The sequence below is a fragment of the Peribacillus saganii genome, assembly GCF_003429095.1.
Lineage (GTDB): Bacteria > Bacillota > Bacilli > Bacillales > DSM-1321 > Peribacillus > Peribacillus saganii.
Genome location: NZ_QVTE01000056.1, coordinates 16,461 through 32,152 on the forward strand (window position 1 = coordinate 16,461; position 15,692 = coordinate 32,152).

The 15,692-nt window shown below is 40.2% G+C and carries 16 protein-coding genes; 7 read left to right on the plus strand and 9 right to left on the minus strand.

Going from position 1 to position 15,692, the window contains the following annotated elements; genetic code table 11:
• Positions 1–377: 377 nt before the first annotated feature.
• Both D0469_RS18660 and D0469_RS18665 read right to left on the minus strand, forming a co-directional pair.
• Entirely contained in the window at positions 378–1,586 is a 1,209-nt protein-coding gene (locus D0469_RS18660) for an ABC transporter permease (protein ID WP_117328245.1), read from the minus strand.
• Positions 1,583–2,323: an ABC transporter ATP-binding protein gene (locus tag D0469_RS18665; RefSeq protein ID WP_117328246.1), complete on the minus strand. Its 741-nt coding sequence runs from the start codon at positions 2,321–2,323 to the stop codon at positions 1,583–1,585. Before D0469_RS18665 ends, D0469_RS18660 begins: the two co-directional genes overlap by 4 nt.
• A 627-nt stretch (positions 2,324–2,950) precedes the next feature.
• Here D0469_RS18665 and D0469_RS18670 point away from each other — a divergent pair.
• From D0469_RS18670 to D0469_RS18680, 3 genes are all read left to right on the plus strand, one after another.
• Positions 2,951–3,376: an HIT family protein gene (locus tag D0469_RS18670; protein ID WP_117328247.1), complete on the plus strand. Its 426-nt coding sequence runs from the start codon at positions 2,951–2,953 to the stop codon at positions 3,374–3,376.
• 111 nt (positions 3,377–3,487) lie between these two features.
• Positions 3,488–4,594 (plus strand): 3-phosphoserine/phosphohydroxythreonine transaminase, encoded by a 1,107-nt coding sequence (gene serC / locus D0469_RS18675; protein ID WP_117328248.1) that lies wholly within the window; start codon positions 3,488–3,490, stop codon positions 4,592–4,594.
• Positions 4,595–4,726: 132 nt separating this feature from the next.
• The gene (locus tag D0469_RS18680) at positions 4,727–5,260 is read left to right on the plus strand and encodes a tryptophan transporter (protein ID WP_117328249.1); all 534 of its coding nucleotides are present in this window, start codon (positions 4,727–4,729) and stop codon (positions 5,258–5,260) included.
• Between the two features lie 131 nt (positions 5,261–5,391).
• Here the strand turns inward: D0469_RS18680 and D0469_RS18685 are convergent, their stop codons facing one another.
• The gene (locus D0469_RS18685; RefSeq protein ID WP_407675755.1) at positions 5,392–5,550 is read right to left on the minus strand and encodes a hypothetical protein; all 159 of its coding nucleotides are present in this window, start codon (positions 5,548–5,550) and stop codon (positions 5,392–5,394) included.
• 913 nt (positions 5,551–6,463) lie between these two features.
• Between D0469_RS18685 and D0469_RS18695 the strand changes: the two genes are divergently transcribed.
• From D0469_RS18695 to D0469_RS18705, 3 genes are all read left to right on the plus strand, one after another.
• Complete coding sequence (locus tag D0469_RS18695; RefSeq protein ID WP_117328251.1) at positions 6,464–6,862, plus strand: YtxH domain-containing protein; 399 nt, start codon at positions 6,464–6,466, stop codon at positions 6,860–6,862.
• A gap of 178 nt (positions 6,863–7,040) precedes the next feature.
• On the plus strand, positions 7,041–7,619 hold the full coding sequence (locus tag D0469_RS18700) for an HTH-type transcriptional regulator Hpr (RefSeq protein ID WP_117328252.1): 579 nt from the start codon (positions 7,041–7,043) through the stop codon (positions 7,617–7,619).
• A gap of 423 nt (positions 7,620–8,042) precedes the next feature.
• On the plus strand, positions 8,043–8,255 hold the full coding sequence (locus tag D0469_RS18705; protein WP_199478570.1) for a hypothetical protein: 213 nt from the start codon (positions 8,043–8,045) through the stop codon (positions 8,253–8,255).
• 172 nt (positions 8,256–8,427) lie between these two features.
• On the opposite strand, the gene D0469_RS18710 is transcribed toward D0469_RS18705, so the two are convergent.
• Together D0469_RS18710 and D0469_RS18715 are read right to left on the minus strand one after the other, a co-directional pair.
• On the minus strand, positions 8,428–8,517 hold the full coding sequence (locus D0469_RS18710; protein WP_117328298.1) for a YjcZ family sporulation protein: 90 nt from the start codon (positions 8,515–8,517) through the stop codon (positions 8,428–8,430).
• A 207-nt stretch (positions 8,518–8,724) separates the two neighbouring features.
• Positions 8,725–8,811, minus strand: a complete 87-nt coding sequence (locus D0469_RS18715; RefSeq protein WP_117328254.1) for a YjcZ family sporulation protein — start codon at positions 8,809–8,811, stop codon at positions 8,725–8,727.
• Between the two features lie 194 nt (positions 8,812–9,005).
• Between D0469_RS18715 and D0469_RS18720 the strand changes: the two genes are divergently transcribed.
• Positions 9,006–9,875, plus strand: a complete 870-nt coding sequence (locus D0469_RS18720) for a peptidylprolyl isomerase (protein ID WP_117328255.1) — start codon at positions 9,006–9,008, stop codon at positions 9,873–9,875.
• 126 nt (positions 9,876–10,001) lie between these two features.
• Here the strand turns inward: D0469_RS18720 and D0469_RS18725 are convergent, their stop codons facing one another.
• From D0469_RS18725 to D0469_RS18740, 4 genes are all read right to left on the minus strand, one after another.
• Positions 10,002–10,181: a sporulation YhaL family protein gene (locus D0469_RS18725; RefSeq protein ID WP_117328256.1), complete on the minus strand. Its 180-nt coding sequence runs from the start codon at positions 10,179–10,181 to the stop codon at positions 10,002–10,004.
• Between the two features lie 186 nt (positions 10,182–10,367).
• Positions 10,368–11,312, minus strand: a complete 945-nt coding sequence (gene yhaM, locus D0469_RS18730; RefSeq protein ID WP_117328257.1) for a 3'-5' exoribonuclease YhaM — start codon at positions 11,310–11,312, stop codon at positions 10,368–10,370.
• Between the two features lie 81 nt (positions 11,313–11,393).
• On the minus strand, positions 11,394–14,387 hold the full coding sequence (locus tag D0469_RS18735) for an AAA family ATPase (protein ID WP_117328258.1): 2,994 nt from the start codon (positions 14,385–14,387) through the stop codon (positions 11,394–11,396).
• A gap of 24 nt (positions 14,388–14,411) precedes the next feature.
• Complete coding sequence (locus D0469_RS18740; RefSeq protein WP_117328259.1) at positions 14,412–15,626, minus strand: metallophosphoesterase family protein; 1,215 nt, start codon at positions 15,624–15,626, stop codon at positions 14,412–14,414.
• Positions 15,627–15,692 lie beyond the last annotated feature (66 nt).

Here is a 15,692-nt window from a genome sequence, read left to right on the forward strand (position 1 = left end):
TATCCTATTGTATGCTGAACTCAATTCCTTCTTTGCAGTCTATAAGGAAATCTCTAATCCCCTTCCGCTGTTAACGCTTGAGCCAATCCAATTAAAACCCGTAAAAACCCTTTTATATCTGTTATTTTGGAGAGCCTTTAAATACCTTTCTGAAAATTTTCGACAACTTCGGATACTTATACCACATCTTCCGAATTTTATCGTCACCTTTTACAATATATCGATTTCTCGACACACATCGGCAATTTTTGCAGTATACTGAGCAGATTCTTTAATAGAATAAATATGATTTCAACTCCCAGTAAATAAATTAAATAACCTGCCAGGAGACGGTTTCCTGGCAGGTTGACGTTATACGGTTCAATTAGATTTGCACCTTAAAGAGCAGATATTTTTTTTGCAGCATAAGACCTGAAAAACAGGATAAACGCTAATCCTGCTGCCAATGTGGCGAAGGCGGTTATCCATTCTCCTGTAAACAAAACCACAACAGCGAAAATAACCGTTTCAACGAGCAGCATAAGCTGCAATAAGTTTATGATTGACTGAAGCCGCTTTTCTTGCGGCAATGGATACAAGTTAATCCAAATTTTCATTTCGTGGTTCCGCCCCACCGCCATTAACTGCAAGCCAGTCATATACAAAAACAATACAGCTGTAAAGAGCACAGGCAACATCGATGTAAATGCGAGAATTACGAACGAACCAATTACGGTAAGCCGCAGAAAAAGGCCAAAATAATCATCTGTCCGAAGCAGTGACCTGGCATAAAGATAGGTATAGGAAGAAGTTTGCCGATACGGAATGAATGACAGCAGCCAATCAAGCCATTTCCGGCGGGACACTTTTTCCTTAAGCTTCGGCACGTCAGTAAACATATTGGCCAACCGGTAAAACGACATGAGGCGCTTGCCTTCAAGGTCGATCAGCCGCTCCCATTTTAACCCTTTTTCTTTTCCAGCCTGACGGTAATACAGCATTAGGCCAATCAGCAACGCTAAAGTAATGATAGTTAAAAATAAGTTTGCTCTTGAAAGCAAAAAGTAGAGCAGCACAATATTAATAGCAAGCCTTACACCATTATCGAGCCAAAGGGTGGAAGTTTCCTGGAATTTCAGGACATGCCAGCGAATCACCAAATTCATATACTTTATGACCAGCATGAGCATGAAAATAAGCACAAAATCCTGAAATGATGCCCCAGTTACCTTGGAGTGCATCGGGAAACCCGCAGCTAAGACCATTAAAAGCAAATACCCCTGAATCACAAGGCTCAAAATAATGGAACGCTTGAAATAATCGTCCAATCGCTTTTCTAACGGCAAAAGAAAAATCATATCCGCCTCTCTCAAGAATGTATATATTGGACTGGACGTAATCATTAAGCCAAGTAGAACTGCCAGGATAATGGCTGATGGAAATCCGCTATCAAGCGTTTTAATCCATTCGCTATAGTAATAAGCCAGTCCCCCCACTGCAAAAATGAGTACAAACAAGAGATGACCGTTAAATATATACCGTAAATATTTCTGGAGCTCCTTACTGAAGGTTTGAAACCTTTCCTTCCAAAAATTTACGCTGTTCATGATTCATTCTCTTCCTTTGTCAGCTGGATATATAAATCATCCAGGGTCGCACCTGGCATTGAAAACTGAGTTCTTAATTGTTCCAAATCACCTCTTGCACGGATCTCGCCATTATGCAGGATAACGAAAGAATCACAATAACGCTCAGCGGTTGCAAGGATATGGGTTGACATTAAGATACCCGCTCCACTTTCCTTCATTTTGCCCATTAAATCCAGAAGTGACTGAATGCCAAGCGGATCGAGACCGACGAACGGCTCGTCAACTATGTAAAGCGACGGCTGAACAAGAAATGCGCACATGATCATCACTTTTTGTCTCATCCCTTTTGAAAAATGGGCCGGAAACCATCCAAGCCGCTTCTCCATTCGGAATTCTTTTAACAGTGCCGCTATCCGTGCCTTAAAGACAGCTTCCTCAAGTCCATATGCCATTGCAGTAAGCTTTAAATGCTCTTCAAGAGTTAGCTCATCATAAAGAATTGGGGTTTCAGGGACATAAGTAAATTCTTTGCGGTATTCTTCTGGCTGTTCCGTAAAGGTTTTGCCGTTAATCATAATGCTTCCGTTTTTAGGCTCCATTAAACCGATAATATGTTTAATTGTTGTACTTTTTCCAGCGCCGTTCAATCCTATTAGGCCAACAAGCTCCTTAGGTTTTACATCAAAGCTGATGCCTTTTAGCACTGGCGTTTTTGTATAGCCGCCGGACAGATTTTGTATTTGCAATAAGGACATGTCAAGATTCCTTTCTTTTCTCATCTTCTCTATATATTATCAAAAATTCTACGGCCGTTATAGTCATCGTTACTAAAATTCCAACTTTAACCAGGTAAGTTATCGTGATGACTGGCTATCATAATTAAAGAAGCAGGGAGCTTCCTAAGATCAATTGATTCAAAATCAAATTGTGAATGGGGTGCCAGTTAAAGACCTATAACTGAAATATAAGCAGCTTCATTATTTTAACGTTTCTATGCAAGGGGATGGTCATCTTGCGCTCAAAGGTTGAAATAGACATTCTTATTTAAAATTCCTCTATTAAAAATGGGGTGTTTGTAAAAGACCAATCAGACGCTTTATACGTTGAGAAACGATATAGATGAGGAGATGGTCGCCTTGAATGTAATTTCTCCAATAGTATTTCACCTGTACACATTCTAATGTGAATGAGGTGTTTGCAAAAGAGGAGAACAGCCTGATGTAGAACGTGAAATTGAAGCCTCCCTCTTCCTCCAGCAGGGTGCAACGATCGGTTGCATCCTGCTTTTTTTTCATTTTTTTCCCAATGCTTATTATGACTAAAATTCCGCGCTATGGTAATATAAAGCCAATAAACCATTTTATGAAAGGTGCTGTGTGATTATGATCGATTGTATTTTCTGTAAGATTATTAACGGAGAAATTCCCGGTTCAAAGATATATGAAAATGAGCATGTGCTGGCGTTTCTTGATATTAGCCAGGTCACAAAGGGTCATACCCTTGTCATTCCAAAAATACATAAAGAAAATATTTATGAACTGACTCCGGAGATCGCAGGCCATGTCTTTGAAGCCGTTCCTAAAATTGCAAAGGCAATTAAAGAGGAATTTAAGCCGATTGGGCTTAATATCGTCAACAATAATGGAGAAGCCGCTGGACAAACTGTGTTCCACTATCATATGCACTTACTGCCTCGCTATGGTGAGGGAGATGGATTCGGAGCTATATGGAACACTCATACAAATGAATACAGGCCGGAAGATCTTCAAAGAATGGCTGCTTCTATTTCCAGCCATATAAACGAATAATTGCAATTGTAAAGAAAATTTCAAAAAGATTGCCCAAAAGTAGTTGCGATTCTGTTAAGATAGAAACAATTATTTTCACTTTAATGCATCACCGTATAGGGAGGGAATATTTTGAAACGAGCATACAATTTTAACGCTGGTCCTGCAGCATTACCTGAGGCAGTATTGGCCAAAGCACAAGAAGAATTTCTTAACATCAATGGATCAGGCATGTCTGTAATGGAAATCAGCCACAGAAGCAAGGACTTTGAATCCATTATTAATAAGGCTAAGAGCCTTCTGATTGAATTAATGGATATCCCAGAGGACTATGATGTGTTATTTTTGCAGGGAGGAGCAAGCCTGCAGTTTTCGATGATCCCAATGAATCTTCTGCCGGAAGGAAAGACCGCAAGCTATGTATTAACTGGATCATGGTCTGAGAAAGCATTAAAGGAAGCGGAAAAAGTCGGTACATGTGAAGTTGCTGCTTCCGCCAAGGAAACCAATTACTCAACTATCCCTGCATTGGACGAGCTGAATGTTGCAGAAAATGCCGCCTACTTGCATATCACCAGTAATAATACAATTTTCGGTACCCAGTGGAAAGATTATCCCGAAACAGTAGAAGTACCTGTAATTGCGGATATGTCCAGCGATATTCTTAGCAAAAAGATCGATGTTAGCAAGTTTGGGCTCATTTACGCCGGAGCCCAAAAGAACCTCGGCCCATCCGGGGTTACAGTGGTTATCATCAGAAAAGATTTAATTCAAAAGAATGCCGGCCTGCCGACTATGCTTTCTTTCCAAACGCATGCAGACAACGATTCCCTTTATAATACACCGCCTACTATGTCTATTTACCTGCTATCCCTTGTTCTTCAATGGGTTAAGGACCTTGGCGGATTAGAAGAGATCGAAAGACTGAATGAGCAAAAGGCAGCCTTGCTGTACAATACGATTGACGAAAGCAATGGTTTTTATAAAGGGCACGCACGTCCAGACAGCCGTTCATATATGAATGTAACCTTCACCCTGAAGAATGAAGACCTGACAAAACAGTTCCTTGCAGAAGCAAAAGAAGCTGGTTTTGTGGGCTTGAACGGCCACCGTTCTGTCGGTGGATGCCGGGCATCTATTTATAATGCGGTGCCACTTGTACATTGCGAGGAACTCGCTTCTTTCATGAAGAAATTCCAGGCGGCTCATACACGGAAAACATCTGAACAGACAGTATAAGCAAAAAGAAATAAAAGCTTCAAAATATTTAAAAGCCATGATATACTAATTAAAAGCTTTTCGCGTCAGGCAATGAGTGCACTGCCGGAGGGGCTTTTAAATTAGTTGAGCTCAGAAGAGGAGAGATGAGAATTGAATACAAAGATACTGGTATCTTTATCACTTTTAATCGGGATCGGTGCAGCGCTTCACATGTTTGTACCCGGGTTTTTCATGGGCATGAAGCCTGATATGATGCTAATCATGACCTTTTTGGGCATTATCCTGTTTCCTGAAAAAAAGAATGTACTGCTTTTAGGGCTGGCAAGTGGAATTATTTCAGCTTTGACTACATCATTCCCTGGAGGATTCCTGCCGAATATTATTGATAAATTCTTTACAGCGTTTATCTTTTTCTTTCTTTTAATGGCAATCAAAAAATTCCGCCATTCCATTATCAGTGTAGGTGCCTTAACAGCAATTGGCACAATTATTTCAGGCATTATCTTTTTAGGCTCTGCCTTCTATCTAGTTGGACTTCCTGGTCCGTTCGTAGCACTATTTGCGGCAGTTGTACTTCCGGCAGCGGCATTTAATACGGTAGCGATGATAATCATTTATCCAATCGCCGGGGGAATCGTAAAAAAATCAAACATCGGTTCCAACGTTACACATCAACATAGCTGACGCTTCGCCTACTCGGCAAGCTGATTTAAAATATCATAGAATTTCTTAAAAAAAGAATGGATAAAGCAGTTAAATGCTTTATCCATTCTTTTTATTTTGGTCTTTAACCACTTCAACTTTGCTAAAATGCTTTATTTTCCGACATGCATCCAATGTTCAGGCGTCCTTACAATCGACGGTAAGTTTGTTTGCATATCTCCCTTAGCCGAGTTCAGTTGGACCTGAGTAAGAAAAATACAGCCGGTAGATTCGCACTGCTTTAAATCAGCGTCTCTTAAGTTTGCACCGATTAGATCAGCTGAATCTCATAGCAGCTTCTCTTAGGTCTGCTGCTATAAGCAGTGTTCCCCTTAAGTTAACCTCAATAAGGTCACTCGTCATGGCAGAGGAAGTACGGCTAAGACCGCCACGCCCTAACAAAGCTGTCGCTTTGTTTCGTGCGATATATCACTACTGAAGCATTTTTCTCCTTTGGCGACGTCGGAACTGCACGTCGTGTGCGTCAGGGCTTTATTTTCCTGCGGAAAAAAGTTGCCGGGCGCTGGAGCTAGACACATGTACTTATTGAAAAACATAAATTTTACTTATCCAGGAACAAAAAATGCACCACTAATTATTAGTGATGCTCACATTTTCATATCCTGCTTGACAGCAAGGGGGTTTTTACACTACCTTTCATTTCTCCTTTTTATTACAGAGAAGGATCTTATTTACACAGAGAAATGAATTAATACAGCTATAACCAACAGCAATGCTCCTCCTAGCCCGAGGAAGCCTGCTCTTTTCCTCAACAGCTTTTTGGGAGGATAGATGCCTGGCCTTTCTGCTGACAATAAAAAATGAATCATCCCGGCAAAAAAAAGAAAACATATAGTAAATAACGCATATTCTACTGTAGCCAAGGCGCAACCTGCCTCTCTTTTAGACCAATATATGCTGACAGGCTATTTCGTATACCCAGATTCCCCTCTTTGCATTGATAAATGTGTTCAAACTATTTTTATATATTAAAAAAAATGAATTAATGTTTGAGAAAAAATTTTTGTGATATAAAAACTAGAGGGAAATTAATTTAACCTGTCCCTTTGTTTTGAAGCGCGTTTCCCGAGAATTCGATAATTAACTTTTATAGTGGCATTAAAAGGATTTTAAAATGTTTTGTAGAAAAACTAACCAATAACATTGAATGAGGTGACGAAAAATATGAAAGCCAAATCTTTATTATTCGGTTTTGTGGCTGGTACATTAGTTGCGGGTGCTGCAGTCCTCCTTTCCGCACCGTCCTCTGGAAGAGACTTGCGGGACAGGATCAAAATTAACAAAGATGAAGCAGTTGATATCTTGGCCGAAATCAAGGCCCGAGCCACAGAACTAAAGGATGATACCGTTTACGCAACAAAGGTAAGCAAAGAGACAATCAACCAATTCCTATCAGAGGTAAAAGCAAGAATTGAGTATTGGAAACTTGAGATTGAGCCTCACAAAAACGAACTTTCCAGCCAAATTCAGGAAATTGAGTCTGCTGTTGGAGAACTCGAAGGAATTGTAGGGAGTTCCCCAACTCCTAAAAAAATGGCAAATAAAGATCCTGAAAACCAGTAACTCTTTATGCGCAGCCGGCATGATTCTCTGCCTCTGCGCATATTTTTTTTCACTTCTTTTGAAAAAACAACTCTTGATAAAAAAATTTCTAAAAATTTAGCAAATTTTTATCTTTATTAATTTTTATTTTATTGTCATAATAAATGTATTAGAATTTTTTTAGGTAGGTGAGACACGTATGCAGGAAAAAAACTATACTATGAAAGAAGCTATGCTCTTTAGCCAGAGAGTCGCCCAACTAAGCAAGGCTTTATGGAAATCTGTTGAAAAGGATTGGCAGCAGTGGATTAAGCCATATGACCTAAATATTAACGAGCATCATATTTTATGGATCGCTTATCATTTGAACGGCGCTTCCATTTCTGATGTAGCTAAATTCGGTGTTATGCATGTTTCTACTGCGTTCAATTTCTCAAAAAAACTGGAAGAAAGAAAACTGCTGCAGTTTTCTAAAAAGGAGGATGACAAACGGAATACGTATATACAAATTACCGATGAAGGTGAGAAAATTCTGCTGGCATTGATGGAAACTTATGATCCTGGGAAAAATGCCGCTTTTACCGGTGCTCTCCCACTACGGGAACTATACGGCAAATTCCCTGATATGATTGAAATGATGGCCGTAATCAGAAATATATATGGCGAAGATTTTATGGAGATTTTTGAACGTTCTTTTTCCAACATCGATAATGAATTTTCCGTGGAGAACGGCCGCCTCTCCAAAAAGAAAGCACCAAAAGAGGCAGAACCAGTATAAATAGCAATAATGCTTTCATTATTGCCCACTTCCGGGTGAGAAGAAATTGGCATTTCATATTTAGATGCCGAACCCTACTCCTTCCCCAGATTTCAAGAAGCGGATTAGAAAACTGAATCCTCCGCTTTTTGCTTTTCATCCATTATGTTCATTACTTCACAATTTTCCCATCTCCATTTGGAACTCCACCCCCTGCTATACTTAAAGTTCTTTATCTTCGTGTAACAAGCTTAACCTGAAGGCAAAATACTTTCGATTTTAATCCGCCCGAATGACATATTCATCTTAAAGATATGTAATATTAAAGTAGGTATAAGCATTCGGAATTTGAAAGGTTTGAGTTTACTTAAAACCATGGTGCACTTACATTTAGCATTCGAAGTACTATCTTTTTTTTCGATAATTTGGTATGTTAATGAATAAATGATTGGTTTAGATAAGGAGGGATTCAGGGTGATCTCATTATGGTTTATTCTTTTTTCAGGTGCAATTCTTTTCAACATCAATAGATTGACAGATACATTATGCATTCAAAAAGAGATTCCTGAAGACCGGCAGCCAAAGGTTTTTCGTACAATAAATGTTTTGATTACCATTTTACTATTATCCTCTTATATTGAGATATCATTTACATAATCTTGCATACTATTTATTGTACATCTGTTTTTCGGGAAAAAGCGCTATATCCCAGCAACATTTTTTCCTGCGGGAAAATGTTGCTGGGCTCTTTTGCGCTATCAAGCTGATCGTTTAATAATTTCCAGTTATGAAAGAAGGTGAAGCCTGCGCTCCACCTTTTGTTCATTTTTTATAGCCAGGCAGCTCCAATGATGATTAATAAGATGAATAGAACCACGATTAGGGCAAATCCACCACCGTATCCGTATCCTCCAGACATTGATTTTCCCCCTTCCTCAAAGAGACTCGCCAGCTGTGTCAGCTTTTCAGTTTCTTCCCCTTTACACATTTTGCGGGTGTTTAACACGGCAATTACTTCTTTGGCAGCTCCTTAAAAGGCAGTCTGTTTCCTGCTTGAAAGCGTCGCTGTTAATGCTGCCAACTGCAGGGACAGAATCACGTGCTGCATTCAGCAATTACGGTCAGCTTACCAACAGAATGCCGCACCTACGATTACAAGCAAGATGAATAGCACAACTAATAACGCAAAACCGTTGTTGTAACCTTCACTCATTGTTCATTCCTCCTTTAGTAACTTCGATTTATCATATGTAACAGAATGAAAAGTGGGTAGGTCATTCACCTATTTTTTTAAATAATCTAAAAAGATTACCAACATATTTTTTTGCCTATTATCTGTTTTATGTTATAGTAGGACTTGTGGATTTACAGTAGCCCCACCAATTTACAAAACAGGAGTTGCATGGCATGAAGAAATGGTTATTATCCCTTGCCGTAACAGCCGGCGTTCTAGGTTTAACCGCATGTACTGATAGCGGTAAGTCTGAAGTAGTTGTTGAAACAAAAGCTGGCGATATTACGAAGGATGAACTTTATAACACTTTAAAAGACCGATTCGGTGAACAAGTGATTCAAGAGCTTGTATATCAAAAAGTACTTGAAGATAAATATAAAGTGACAGATAAAGAGCTTGATGAAAGAGTGAACCAGTTTAAAGCTGATTTGGGCGAGAATTTTGAAATGGCCCTTTCTCAATATGGATATGAAAATGAAAAACAATTCAAAGAATCATTAAAGATTGGCATGCTTCAGGAAAAGGCAGCTCTTAAAGGCGTAAAAGCTTCTGAAAAGGAAATGAAGGAGCGCTATGAAGAAATCCGCCCTGAAATCCGTGCCCGCCATATCCTTGTAGCTGACTTGAAAACAGCCCAGGAAGTAAAGAAAAAACTCGATGCAGGCGGTAAATTTGAAGATTTGGCTAAGCAGTACTCAACTGATCCAGGCTCAAAAGAAAAAGGCGGAGACTTGGACTGGTTTGGACCGGGAGCAATGGTTCCAGCCTTTGAAGAAGCCGCTTATGCATTGGAAAAGAATGAAATTAGTGAACCTGTCCAATCTGAACATGGCTACCATATCATCCAGGTAACAGACAAGAAAGAAAAGAAACCTTACGATGAAATGAAAAAGCAACTTGAGTATGAAGTAAAATCTGCAAAAATTGATCAGGAAAAAGTAAACAAAGCAGTCGATAAAGAATTGAAGGCAGCTAATGTCGAGATAAAGGATAAAGACTTGGAAAAAGCACTCGATAGACCTGAACAGCCTGCCGCACAATAAATAGATACCTGACTGAGTGTTAAGAGACGAGCAACAGCGACCTGCTCAGTTTCTATATCATTAGTTTTCAAATCTAGAAGGCGCGTACCAAAAATGGTACGCGCCTTCTGTATAGTGAATTCCGGCTTAAGCCTCCGGCTGAAATTCATTTTTCTTTTCTTTATCTTCCCTGATACGGTCAATATACTTTTGGCCTTCCTGCTCAATCCACTCTTGTTCCTGTATTCTCTCCAGCCTCGCTGTCCGGACTGCCATCACTGCACTTACAATGATTCCTGCCACTACGAACCAAATCCAAATTGGCATTATTCCTGCTCCCTTCAATCTAACTTGTCCATCCCGTTAATAGAGAATATGCTGCAATGAAATTAAATATACTTCCCTAAATTGGTATTTGTGGAAAGAGAGTCCACTTTTTAGAAATGCAAAAAACCTCCTATTTTGGCGCGTATAGGAGGTTTAGCGAAATATCATAACTTATTTCCTTGTAATCTATTTCTGAAACTGAGGCTTATAAAACGATCTGTTTTCGAGTGCAAATACCCTTTCCGTGAATTCGCCTGGCTTCACTTTATCCAGGGAACGATCCATCATATTAATTTTTGCATCCAGGTTATCGATATAATGAAGTACTTCAGCTTCCCTTACCATAGGCGGTTTCGGGCTGCCCCATTCAGCCTTGCCATGATGGCTCAGCACTAGGTGCTGAAGAATCATGATTTCTTCTCCGCTAATGCCCAGCTCATCTGCAGCCTTGCCGATTTCATTGACCATAATTGTAATATGCCCGAGTAAATTGCCTTCCACCGTATATACAGTTGAAGCGGGGCCGGATAGCTCCATTACCTTGCCTAGGTCGTGGAGTATTACACCTGCGTACAGCAGGTCTTTATCAAGCTTCGGATACAGCACGGCAATTGCCTTTGCCAGGTCGAGCATGGAAACAACGTGATAGGCGAGCCCGGATAAAAATTCATGATGATTCTTTGTTGCAGCTGGATAAGTAATAAACTCAGCCTGATGTTTTTTTAGTAAATGACGGGTAATCCGCTGAATGCTGGGATTCGTCATTTCAAAAATATACTGCGTGATTGTCTGCATCATTTCATCCTGGCTAATTGGGGCAGTTTGAATCAGATCAGCGAGATTCACCGCATCTGCTTCCGTTGTAACCCTTATATTGCGAATCTTGAGCTGGTTCCTGCCTCTATAATTCTGGATCTCTCCCAAAATACGAACTGCTTTTTCTGCAGCATACTGACGTTCATCAGCTTCTGAAATATCCCATAGCTTGGCTTCGATTTCTCCAGTCTTATCTGAAAGCACCAGTGACAAAAATGGCTTTCCATTGCTTGCGATCCCTTTTGTGCTTGATTTTATATACATATATGTATCTATTGCGTCACCGACTCCATACTGATAAATGCCATTTTCCATTTGAATCCCCCGTTCCGATATCGTAACAACAGTATACCATATCAGGCTTTCAGCTGGTTTTTCCTTTTTTTATTAGTTTTATTACAACACTTGTTTTTCTTCCTTTTTTAATTCAATAAGTTTCGCCTTTGAAAAGCTGGAAAGCAAATGACTGTGACAGGTGAAGAAGATAACCTGGCGGGTTTCCGACAGCTTTTCAAGTAAAGAAATCATGCGTTCCGTTCTTGTAAAATCAAAATTTACAAAGCTATCATCAATGATTATTGGAAACGGATCTGCCTCGAAGGATTGGTTGGCGAGCGCCATTCTGATGGAGGCGTATACTTGCTCTGCCGTTCCCCTGCTTACTTCGCTTGCTCCAAAACGAATTCCATCGCCTCTTTCCAGCTGAATTTGCTGGTCCTTTCCCAGAACAATTTTTCTGTACCTCCCGTCTGTCAAAAATGACAGAAACTCCTCTGCCTTCTCTAAAACAACCGGCAAGCGCTCTTCAGTAAATTTATGGATTGTTTGCTGGAGCAATGCTTTTGCAATAGCAAATTTAGCCCAATCCTTTGCTTCTTCCCGGAAGGCCGCCTTTTTTTCATGAAAGAGATGGGATAGTTCATCAAATGCCCCGCCCTCTTCCAGTCTGCCTATCTCCAGTTTTAATGAAGCAAGTTCATCCCGATGTGCCGATAATTGGTCTACCAATTGCAGTCTGTTTCGGTCCAGCTCTTCGATTGTGTATTCACTAATTCCTTTTTCGATTAACTCTTGTCTTTCATGCCTGGCCAGTGAAACGTGCTGAAGCTGAATTGCAATTAAACCTGCCTTCTCTTGAAGACGCTCCCTTTCGGCTGCCAGCCGGGCCTTCTCCCTGAATTCTTCTCCATCTTTGGCATTTGCCAACTCAAATAGTTTTTGAATTTCAATTTCTGTCTGCTCATAAGAAATTGACAAATCTAGTATTTCGGAATCAAATCGTGCTAGTTCTTCCCTCATTTGGTTCCGTTTCAATTTATTTTCAAGTGAAATGTTCATAGCCTTTCGCAGCTCTGTGATGGCTTCCTTCCAGGAAAGATCAGCTAAGCCGCAATGAGTGGCTAACGAATGTACATCTTGGACTCTAGAAGAGAATTCCAGATTTAAAAGCTTGTATTCTTCCTCTGATGTATTCTTTTCTTCTATCATTTTTTTGAGCATAACAATTTTTTCGAAGGCAATGCCTGCATTCGAAACGACAGTATGCTCTGAAATGCCCCATTCCTTAACAATAGCATCAATCATCTCTTCATTTTGATTTACTTGCTTTTCCCACTCGGAATATGCATCGATCGAAAAATGGAATGCTTCTTCATATTCACGATATTTTTGGTTTTCAGAAGCAAGCTGCCGCTCTATTTCTGCATCTTGTTCAAGCAGCTCATGAACGGCTTTCATTTCACTTTCTCCCGCAGGCCTTATCCGGTCGAGCTCACCTTTTTTTCGTTCTGCCTCCTTGAGCTGCTCCGTAAGTTCATTTTGTTGGTCATCCTGTTTCGTATAGAATGAAAAGCCTCCGAGAATCAGCGCAGCCAGCACAGCTGCGGCGGATAACAAAAGCTGATGCTGAACCGCTCCATATACTGCAAGTAATGTTAATAGGAAAAGGAAAGAATAAAATATTCTATTTTCCCGTTTATTTTTTTGCTTTATTTTTTCCTTATGTCTTTGAACCCTTCTCTTTAGCTCAGAAATTTGTTCATCCAAGAGCAGCTTTCGCATTTCTGTCTGATTGGTTCCTTCCATGGAAGCTATTGATTTTTCCAGCTCGTTTTTTTTTTCAGCTGGAAGCAGGCGCTTTGATAAGTCCTTAATACGGGATTCACAGCGTTCAAGCATGCCCTTTTGCTTTTTATATATTTCATCCAAATGAAATTTGTCCGCTTCCAGCCGATCCTTTTGCTTCTCAAGCTGTCCAACGCGCTCCTTCAAAAAGGAGCTTGTATCGAGCAAAAGAATATCAGCCTCATCCAGGTTAATGCCAATATCTCCTTTTAGCAGGGCTATCTCTTTTCTGGCAGAATCAAGACTGTGCAGAAGCCTCCACTGTTCATAATCCATTTTTTCCAGCAATGCCCCGTTTTCCAAGGTTGTTTGTATTTTCTCTTTATTTTCGATTATGAAACTATTGACCTCTACTTCTTTTACTATACCCTTTAACTCTTCTGTTCTTTGCTGCTGGGAGGTTAATTGGGATTTTACTGATAGGAATAACTGTTCTGCAGCCTCCAGCCTTTTAACCCCAGCCTCTGGAAAGGACCATTCTCCAATTTCTAATATTCTCGCCTGTAACACCGTATATTCTTCGTCAAGCGGCTTTATGCGCAGGAATTCTTTGTAGAGGAGCAGCTGTTTTTCGATTTCACTAATATGACTTTTCAACTCTGCCAGCTGCTTTTCCTTTTGCAGGCGCTTTTGCTGTAAGGAATCGTATCCTTTTTGATTTTCATCAGCTTTTTTTAAAAGCTGATGTGAATGCTGCAATTCCTTCGCTATAATGTTAAGTCGGGGCTTCTGACCTGATGGTTTAAAACGGGCATCAAGCTCCTTTTGAATCCTTGTTTCTGCATCCATCAATTTATCGCTGCCTATCATTCCAGCAGACAGGAGATATTTGCTTATCGATCTCTCATCAAGACCATCCAGGCCTTGCAGCCCATTCAAGTCAAATGAAAAAACAGACTGGACATAAGTTTTATCAATCCCCTGGACAATCAACTGAAGATCATCTTCATACCCCGTTGTTCCGTCGGGAAAAGTAACTGTAACATCACCGGTGGCCTTTCCCTTTACTCTCTCTACAGATACCAATCCATACCTTTTAGATTCCACAGTCAGTTTTCCCCCATATTTAACAGTGTTCCTCGGTTCATAACGCTGTTCGGTTTGGGCCTTGGTAGGAAATCCAAATAAAATGCTGTGGATAAACGACATAATCGTAGACTTGCCGGACTCATTTTCACCATAAAAAACAAGAACGTCTTCCATCGTGTTAAATTTAGCATCCTCCATCTTCCCGTAACCATATATATGGATATCTCTTAATTTCATGCTGTCCCCCTTTCTGCCTGCTAATTAATTAAGCAGCTGCCTTAGTAAAAACTTTGCGTCCTCGAGCAGTTCGTCATATTCCTCGCTTGTTAGCTCATCTAAATATCTTCTTGTCTTCGGATGAGAAAATAACGGCTGCACCGCATCTATGGAGCCATCAAAAGAGGAAGCAATACTAAGCATCTCCTGGATAAATGGGGTTCCATGCTTGCCAGGCTCGTTTTGGGGTAATGAAGAAATAAGCTTGATTTTATATACCCAAACAAAGTCCTCTCTGTCATCCTCACCGTCATTCAAGATATCCAGAAGCTGATCGATAAAAACCGGAGTAAAAATATTTGCTTCACCAGCAGATGAGATTGAAACTATAAATTCAAGCAAAACTCCAGTATTCCTGGACCTGTATTCTTCTTGCTTATTCCTGCACAAATGGAGAATTTCATCAAAAGGAAGTGTTGCAGGAAATTGCATATCTGCAGCCTCCCATAATATATCTGCTGAATCTATAAACGTATAATCTTGTGAAATCTGACCCAGCCTAACCAGAAAACTGCCCTTTTGCCCGCTTTCTTTCCGGTGCCGTCCTTGTAAATTGCCAGGGTAGACGGACAGCGGCTGTTTTGTAACAATTTGAGTTTTATGTATATGGCCCAGAGCCCAATAATCCATTCTTTTTTCAATTAAATTCTTGATTGAAAAAGGAGCATATGGGCTATGGCCGCTGCTGCCTTCCAAATTCCCGTGCAAAAGGCCGATATGGTAATCCGCACCTTCCCGGATGGCATATGAGTCAATCATCCTTTCAGCTACGTGCCGTCTCGGATAACTGCAGCCATACAGGTTTACAAGAGTCCCATCTTGTCTCTGAAATGTTTTCACTTCGACAGATGCATTAAATATATGTACATTTTCCGGGAACTCCATCGTCACCCATGTGCCATCCATATGATCATGGTTGCCATGAATGATATAAACCTGAATTTGGTGCTGATTCAGCCTTTCCATTTCTTTTTTAAATCTGGACTGTGTACGCAGGCTCCTATTTTCTCCATCATATAAATCACCTGCTAGTAAGAGAAAATCAACATTATGCTCAATGCACGCGTCAATCATATTTTGAAACGCTTTAAATGTGCTTTCCCTAAGCCTTTCAACGATCGGGAATGGAAGACCCTTCAGGCCCTTAAACGGACTATCTAAATGGATATCTGCAGCATGCATAAAAACAATCTCACTCATATCTACACCTCACTAGAACTTATTCTATCATAAAGGGAACACACTTTCCCATCAGTATACAGAATG